Origin of the sequence: Campylobacter sp. BCW_6464 (assembly GCF_001762775.1) — a bacterium.
GTDB classification, from domain to species: Bacteria; Campylobacterota; Campylobacteria; order Campylobacterales; family Campylobacteraceae; genus Campylobacter_D; species Campylobacter_D jejuni.
Genome location: NZ_MJXM01000037.1, coordinates 100,127 through 107,876 on the forward strand (window position 1 = coordinate 100,127; position 7,750 = coordinate 107,876).

Here is a 7,750-nt window from a genome sequence, read left to right on the forward strand (position 1 = left end):
CTTTAATTCTTATAGATAGCTAATACTTCGCCTTCGTTAACAGTATCGCCTATTTTAATACAAAGCTCTGAAATAATTCCATCTTTTGGAGCATTAACCTCAATCTCCATTTTCATTGCTTCTAAAACCATGATGGCTTGACCTGATTTTACTTCTTCACCTTCGTTAACATAAATTTTAAAGACATTACCTGAAATACCTGCTAAAACTTCATTTTCAGCATCTACAGAACTTGTTGAATTTGAAGAAACAATATTTTTATTTTCTTCTACTTTTTTTACACTTTTAACATTAACATCTTTATCAAAACCATAGCTTACCTCTACATGATATTTATTACCATTTACAGCTACGGTAAATTTGTTTTCATCTACACTCATAGGCTTTGGCATACTAGCTAATTTGCGTACATTTACCTTTGCCTCTCCTTTTAAAAATGCTATACCTTTTTCTTTACAAGCTGCTGCAATAAATATATTTTCTTCACTCGTTTCTATACTCTCTTTTTCAAGCAAGGTTTTGGTATAAACTATACTTTTACTCTCATCTTTATCAGCTATATTAATAGCAAGCTCTGTAGTAGGTTCTAAATTAAGTTGTTTTGAAGCAAGTTCAACAATATTTGCATCGGGTGTAACAGGAGTTTTTCCAAAATAACCAAGCACCATTTTTCCATAACCTTCTGCTATTTTTTTCCAAGGTCCAAACATCACATTATTAAAAGCTTGTTGAAAATAAAATTGAGAAACTGGAGTAACCGAAGTACCAAATCCACCTTTTTCTACAACTTCTCTCATAGCATGAATGACTTGTGGAAATTTATCTAAGATATTATTATCTCTCATCATTTGTGTATTTGCTGTTAAAGCTCCTCCTGGCATAGGAGAAAAAGGAATAAGTGGATTTACCATAGTAGCTTCAGGTGGTAAAAAATATTCTTTTAAACAATCTTTTAAAACTTCTTCGTATTTTAGAATTTTTTCTTCCTCAAGTCCGCCTAAATCATAATCTTTGCCTTTTAAAGCATGCATCATGGTTAAAATATCAGGCTGAGAGGTTCCGCCACTTACTGGAGCCGCAGCCAAATCGATACCATCAACCCCTGCTTCAAGTGCTGCAAGATAGCAGGCTATACTCACTCCTGCAGTTTCATGCGTATGAAGTCTAATGTGTGTATCTTGAGGTAAAATTTTTCTAGCCATTTTAATGGTTTCATAAATTTTATTTGGATTAGAAGTCCCACTTGCATCTTTGAAACAAATACTATGAAAAGGAATTTCTGCTGCTAAAATTTCTTTTAAAATTTTTTCATAAAAAGGCACATCATGGGCACCTTTACAATTTGGCGGTAAATCCATTAAAGTGATAGTAATTTCATGCTTTAACCCATGTTTTACTATACATTCACCACTAAATTTTAAATTATTTACATCATTAAGGGCATCAAAATTTCTTATCGTTGTAGTACCGTGTTTTGCAAAAAGTTTTGCATGCAAATCAATAAGTTCACTACTTCCAGTATCTAAAGTAACGGTATTGACCCCTCTTGCTAAAGTTTGAAGATTGGTATCTTTTCCTACAATAGCCCTAAATTTATCCATCATGGTAAAAGCATCTTCATTAAGATAAAAATACAAGCTTTGAAATCTAGCACCACCGCCAAATTCAAAATGTGTAATGCCTGCTTCTTTTGCTGCTTCTACTGCAGGAAAAAAATCATCCATTAAAACCCTAGCTCCATAAACAGACTGAAAACCATCCCTAAAGCTTGTATCCATTACATCGATGAATTTTTTAGCCATTATTTTTCCTTAAAAAATATTTTTTCATTATTATACAAAAATTTGATAACACATTACCAAAATTATTGCTATAGGCGATATAAAACGAATAAAAAACAACCAAATTAAGAAAATTTTTCGACTTATAAATTTAGAAAAAATTTTATAAATTTGTTTTTTATTCATAAAAAAACCTACAAATATAGAGCATGCTATAGCACCAAGTGGAAGTAAAAAATTTGAAGTCAATTTATCTAATAAAGTAAAAAAATCTTTGCCAAAAAAACTAAACATAGAAAAAAAATTTAAATTTAACGACAAGATACAACAAATTCCAAAAACAAAAACAAATAAACCTATTAAAAATAGAGCTTTAGCACGAGAAATTTGATAGTTATTAATCATATAAAAAGTTAAAGGCTCTATCATTGAAACAGCTGAAGTAATACCAGCAAAAAAAAGTGCTAAGAAAAAACAAAATGCAAAAATATAGCCTAAAATCCCAAGCTGATTAAACAAACTCATCAAGGATACAAAAACAATCCCCGCTCCTTGAGTATGTGGATCGGCTCCAAATTCAAAGATAAAAGTAAAAACAATAAGTCCCATAATAAAAGAAATCAATAAGTTAATCAAAACAATATACACTGAACTTTTTATAAAATTTGTTTTTTTATCCAAGGCTGATGAATATGTAACTATACAACCTATTCCCAAGCATAAGGTAAAAAATGCAAGCCCTAAGGCTTCGGCAATAGAGCTAAATTTAAAGTGTGAAAAATCAGGATAAAATAAATAAGAAAAAGCATTTGCAAAACCTTGCTTAAATCCCATGCAATAAAACAACATAAAAACAAGCATTAAAAATAAGCTAGGCATTATAACAACGTTTAATTTTTCAATCCCTTTGATTAAACCTTTAGATACTATCAATAAAGTAAGAAAAAAAGATAAAGTGAAGAAAAAAACAGAACTTGTCAAATTTGTAGTGATTAAATTCTGAAAATTACTTGCTGCTTCATCTAAAGTTTTAGGAAGATAATAAAGACTCACTACAGTATATTTTAAAACCCATCCCATGATAACTAGATAAAAAGAGAGGACAAAAATACCACCTAACATAAAAACGCCGCCATATCGCCATCTATTGCCATATTTTATAGCAAGATTTGAATAAGCATTTGCAAGATCACTTTTACTTAAACGTCCCATAGCCACTTCAGCCAAAAAAATACTAAATCCTATAGTTAAGGTAAAAAACAAATATAAAAGCACAAAAACAAAACCACCATTTTCTGCACTTAAAGTTGGAAATTTCCAAGCATTACCTAAACCAACGGCTCCACCAGCAACAGCCAATACAAAACCGATTTTTGAAAAATATGTTCTCATTATTTTTCAAACTCACTTTAAAAAAGCGGCTATCATAACTATAACAACAGCCAAAGGGGAAATAAATCTCAAAAACACATACCAAAGTTCAAAAAATATACCGCTCATATAAGGTTCAAATAAAATTTTTAAAGCATCTTTTTTCATCACAAATCCCACAAAAATAGCTGCCAAAATTCCACCTAAAGGCATAATAACCTTGCTTGAAACACTATCAAGCAAATCAAAAAAACTCATTCCAAAAAATCCAAACTGAGTACTTTTTAAAGAAGATAAAATACACAACATTCCTAAAATATAAACAACAATTCCTATTAAAATCAAAGCTTTTTTACGGCTCATGCCAAAAGTATTAATAAGATAAAAAGCAAAAGGCTCTATCATTGAAACAGCTGAAGTAATACCAGCAAAGATTAAAGAAATAAAAAATGCTGCTCCAAAAATACAACCAATCACCCCAATTTTTTCAAATAAAGTAGCTAAGGAAATAAAAACAAGTCCTGGTCCTTGCTGATTAGGATTGTAGCCAAATTCAAAGATAAAAGTAAAAACAACCAAACCCATTAATAAACCAACTAAAAGATTGATAAAAATAATATTTAAAGTACTGGTAATAAAATTGGTTTTATCAGGCAGACTAGCAGAATAAGTAATAATCGTTCCAACGCCCAAAGAAAGACTAAAAAAAGCAAGTCCTAAGGCTTCAAGAACATTTGAAGTGTTGATTTTGGAAAAATCAGGTACAAAAAGAAATTTAACCGCCATCATAAAACCATCTTTACTAATAGCATAAACAAGCATCAAAATAAGTAAAATAAACAATGAAGGCATCATCCAAACATTTAACTTTTCAATCCCATTCTTAACACCTTTAGAAACAATATAAAAAACACATAAAAAAACCAAAGTAAAACAAATAAACTGACTTAAAAAATCCTCACTTGTAAAAAATCCAAACTGTGCTTTACTTACTTCTAGATCCATAGGCAAATTTCCAGTGATACTTAAAAACACATATTTAACTATCCAGCCAATCACCAAGGTATAAAAAGAAACTATTAAAATCGCCCCCACCATAGTAAAACCAACATAAGACCAAGCTTTTTTATTTGAAGGTGCTAACTTTTCATAGGCATTAACCGGATCTTTTTCACTAATTTTTCCTATGCTAAGCTCAGCTAAAAATATCACAAAACCTACACCTAAAGTAAGAATTATATAAAGCAAGATAAAAGCAGATCCACCACTTTGACCTACTAATGTTGGAAATTTCCAAGCATTACCCAAGCCCACCGCTGAACCTACTACCGCTAAAATGAAACCTATTTTTGAAAATTTAGAACTCAATGTTACAACCTTAACTTAAAAATTATTTTAAAATATTATTAAAGCAAAAAAACTTTTAAGCTTTATTGAAAACAATCAAATTTAAATCAAAAATGTGAATTTTTGTAAATTTCAATAAAAATAAAGATACTTTTGGTTATAATTCGGCTTTATTTTTAAGTCTTAAGTAGGGATACGCAAGCCGAACTGATTTAAAAATTGAAAAAATTTTTTTATAGAAAGGTTAAGATAATGAAAAAAGTTCTTTTTTTATTATTAGCATGTTCAGCAGTAGCTTTTGCAGCTGAAACTAATGCTCCAGTAGAGCAAGAAGCTATTAATGTATGGATTAAAGCATTTTCAGTTCTTGCAGCAGGTTTAGGTCTTGGTGTTGCAGCACTTGGTGGTGCTATCGGTATGGGTAATACTGCAGCGGCAACAATTGCAGGAACAGCTAGAAACCCTGGCCTTGGGCCAAAATTAATGACAACTATGTTTATCGCTTTAGCGATGATTGAAGCACAAGTTATCTATGCTCTTGTTATCGCGCTAATAGCACTTTATGCAAATCCTTTTATAGTTTTACAATAAAACTTATCAAAGCCCTTTTTGGGCTTTTTTTATGCGGTTATGGTGGAATTGGTAGACACGCCATCTTGAGGGGGTGGTACGCTCTGCGTGTGCGAGTTCAAATCTCGCTAACCGCACCATCGATACTATAAACTACTATAAATATCATACTTATAAAATATCGATAAAATAGGCATTTATAGCTATATAAAGCCTAAATTAAAGTTTTTTTCCGTTAAAATTCATTTCGAAACTTTTTTCCTAACTTTTCTCCTAACTTTTTATTTTTTATTCTAAAAAGTTAGGAGAAATTACCACAAGGAGTCTATTTTTAAATGCTTACACAGAAAGATATAGTAAATATTAGTCCAAAAGATAAAAAATTTTTAATTAGCGATAGTGATAATTTATTTGTATTAGTTTATCCTAGCGGCAAAAAGTCTTTTGTATTTGATTGTAAAGATCCAAAAACAAGAAAATTAAAAAGAATAACTTTGGGGCAATTTCCGCAAATATCAATTAAAGAAGCTCGAGATAAAAAAATGAGATAAAAACTTTACTAAAAACTAATGAAAGTATAAGAAAAAAAGAAGGATGTGATACAAGTTTTAGAAAAATTGCTGAACAGTATTTTCTTCAAAAAAACGACATAACAAAACGCACTCTCAATGAGTCTATTAAGCGAATGGAAAATCATTGCTATCCTATTATAGGAGATATTCCCATTAGTAATCTTAAAAGAAGCGATATTTTAAATGTTCTTGAAAAAATAAAACTACAAAAAAATCCGAAGTCGGTAAAAAAATATTTACAACATTAACTTATGCAGTTAACAAAGAGATGATTGAAAATAATATTATGCTTGGTATAAAAAGAAAGGATTTGGTCTATAACAAAAAAAACAAGACATTTTGCGACTATTACGGAAGTTTCAAAAATTAAAGAATTAATTGAAAATATTATTTATATACAATGTGATACAAATACAAAAATGGCAATCTTATTGTCGCTTCTTACTGCGCAAAGAAGTTTTAGCATAAGAAATGCTGCTTGGGAAGATATTGATTTAGAAAATGGCTTGTGGAACATACCTGCTTCAAAAATGAAAATGAAAAAAGCGCATTGTATACATCTAAGTGATATTGCAGTGCAATTATTAAAAGAATACAAACAAATAAGTCATCATGATCTTTTATTTAAATCCATTAAACAAAAAAGAAAGGCGATGGACTAAATGAGATCTTGAGTGATAATACAGTAAGAATGGTATTTAGAAGAATGGGATATTCAAATGAAGATTTTACTCCACATGGTTTTAGATCTATGTTTAGTACTCTAGCTCACGAAAATATTCAAAAACATCAGTTTAGTAGCAATATTATAGAAATGTGTTTGGCACATACGGAAAAAAATAAGGTTAAAGCTTCATATAATTTTGCACAAAATTTAAAAGAGAGAAGGGAGTTGATGCAATGGTATAGTGATTATTTGTGCGAAATATGCCCAAAATTAAAAGATTTTATTTTACTTGATTTTATATAAAAAGGAATAATATGAAAAACAAATATTTAAAAGAAGCATTCACTCGGGCGGGGGGTGAATTTCTTGAAAATAAAGAAAATAGAGAAAATAAAGAAAATAGAGAAAAACTCATAAAAACCCTAATAATACACTTAAATTCTTATTTAGAGGCTGAAAGTAATCTACAAAAAATCAAGATTTTAGTCAAAATATATCAAAATTTACAAAAATGTAGCCGAACTCCTGATCTTATTGACATAGAAGAACTTGAATTTAACAAAGAAGACATTTTCGAAGAATTATTTTATGCTTTAGGCGGTTTAGGAGGTATGTATTCCGTAGAAATAATACAATCAAGAATTGCAAATTTCATCAAAATACTTGGCGGAGAACCTAAACTTTTATTAGAACAATTTTAAACACATAGACTTCTTCTTGAAGTCTATGCAAATACTCAATTTTAGAAAAATTAATTATTCAATAACGCAGCTTTTATTGTATCATTTGTTGCTTTGGCATATATAGCAGTAGTATTTAGTTTTGCATGTCTTAGAATTCCACAAGGTTTGTTCCTTTGGCTGTTAATCTCATGGCTAAAGTGTGTCTAAGCAAATGAAGTCCTTTTTTGCTGATCAAAGCTTTAGCGTAAATATTATTTACAATCAAAAAAGCATTGCTTCTATTTAAATGTTTTCCTGTGCTAGTTTGCATTATGTAATCACTATCTTGGATATTTTCTTTAAAATATTCAAGCTCATCATCTACTTCTTCTTTTTTAATAAATGCAAATTGTTCTTTACCGCCCTTGCCTATTATGGATATTTTTAATATTTCATCATCAACCTCTTCAAAATCACAAAGTTTTACATTTAAAGCTTCAGAAATTCTAAGTCCTCCATAAAGCATAAGTTTTTTCTAAAACTATTGTAAACTTCTTTTTTTGCTTTTTCTTTCTCTAAAACATTATTTAGCCTTATAATTTCATTTTCATTAAGATAATTTAATTTTCTTCTGATTTTTCTGTTCTAAATCTAATTTTCTTCATATCAAAGGAAAAAACAAACAAATCATCATTATTATCGCTTATAAAAGAAAAAAAGCTAGTTAATACTCTCAAATAAGTTATTTTTGTTTTTTTTGATAGTTTATTGCCATTTTTT

Annotated in this window: 9 protein-coding genes, 1 tRNA gene and 1 pseudogene; 7 read left to right on the forward strand and 4 right to left on the reverse strand. The window is 29.5% G+C overall.

The genetic code is table 11. The features are described 5' to 3' along the window. Window positions 1-2: 2 nt before the first annotated feature. From AJ885_RS02645 to AJ885_RS02655, 3 genes are read right to left on the reverse strand one after another with little or no spacing between them, the layout of a single operon-like run. Window positions 3-1,802 carry a biotin/lipoyl-containing protein gene (locus AJ885_RS02645; protein ID WP_002861624.1) on the reverse strand — a complete coding sequence of 600 codons (1,800 nt, stop codon included), beginning with the start codon at window positions 1,800-1,802 and terminating at the stop codon, window positions 3-5. A gap of 30 nt (window positions 1,803-1,832) precedes the next feature. Then, window positions 1,833-3,173: a sodium-dependent transporter gene (locus AJ885_RS02650; RefSeq protein WP_044779224.1), complete on the reverse strand. Its 1,341-nt coding sequence runs from the start codon at window positions 3,171-3,173 to the stop codon at window positions 1,833-1,835. 12 nt (window positions 3,174-3,185) lie between these two features. Next, window positions 3,186-4,520, reverse strand: coding sequence for a sodium-dependent transporter (locus tag AJ885_RS02655; protein ID WP_070210062.1), 1,335 nt, complete (start codon window positions 4,518-4,520; stop codon window positions 3,186-3,188). Between the two features lie 231 nt (window positions 4,521-4,751). On the opposite strand from AJ885_RS02655, the gene AJ885_RS02660 reads away from it, so the two are divergent. From AJ885_RS02660 to AJ885_RS10275, 7 genes are all read left to right on the forward strand, one after another. Further along, window positions 4,752-5,090, forward strand: coding sequence for a F0F1 ATP synthase subunit C (locus AJ885_RS02660; protein WP_002861627.1), 339 nt, complete (start codon window positions 4,752-4,754; stop codon window positions 5,088-5,090). Window positions 5,091-5,123: 33 nt separating this feature from the next. Then, window positions 5,124-5,209, forward strand: a tRNA-Leu gene (locus AJ885_RS02665). A gap of 195 nt (window positions 5,210-5,404) precedes the next feature. Beyond that, a complete protein-coding gene (locus AJ885_RS10095; protein ID WP_002881691.1) occupies window positions 5,405-5,620 on the forward strand; it encodes an Arm DNA-binding domain-containing protein in 216 nt (71 codons plus the stop codon). Between the two features lie 65 nt (window positions 5,621-5,685). Continuing rightward, entirely contained in the window at window positions 5,686-5,889 is a 204-nt protein-coding gene (locus AJ885_RS10945; RefSeq protein ID WP_374700110.1) for a phage integrase central domain-containing protein, read from the forward strand. A gap of 117 nt (window positions 5,890-6,006) precedes the next feature. Continuing rightward, on the forward strand, window positions 6,007-6,303 hold the full coding sequence (locus AJ885_RS10100) for a tyrosine-type recombinase/integrase (protein WP_261659484.1): 297 nt from the start codon (window positions 6,007-6,009) through the stop codon (window positions 6,301-6,303). 8 nt (window positions 6,304-6,311) lie between these two features. Next, window positions 6,312-6,611 carry a tyrosine-type recombinase/integrase gene (locus AJ885_RS10105; RefSeq protein WP_002881695.1) on the forward strand — a complete coding sequence of 100 codons (300 nt, stop codon included), beginning with the start codon at window positions 6,312-6,314 and terminating at the stop codon, window positions 6,609-6,611. Between the two features lie 11 nt (window positions 6,612-6,622). Further along, window positions 6,623-7,009, forward strand: coding sequence for a hypothetical protein (locus AJ885_RS10275; RefSeq protein WP_002881697.1), 387 nt, complete (start codon window positions 6,623-6,625; stop codon window positions 7,007-7,009). A 50-nt stretch (window positions 7,010-7,059) separates the two neighbouring features. On the opposite strand, the pseudogene AJ885_RS10880 reads toward AJ885_RS10275, so the two are convergent. After that, window positions 7,060-7,750: pseudogene (locus AJ885_RS10880) on the reverse strand (tyrosine-type recombinase/integrase); the annotation flags it as partial.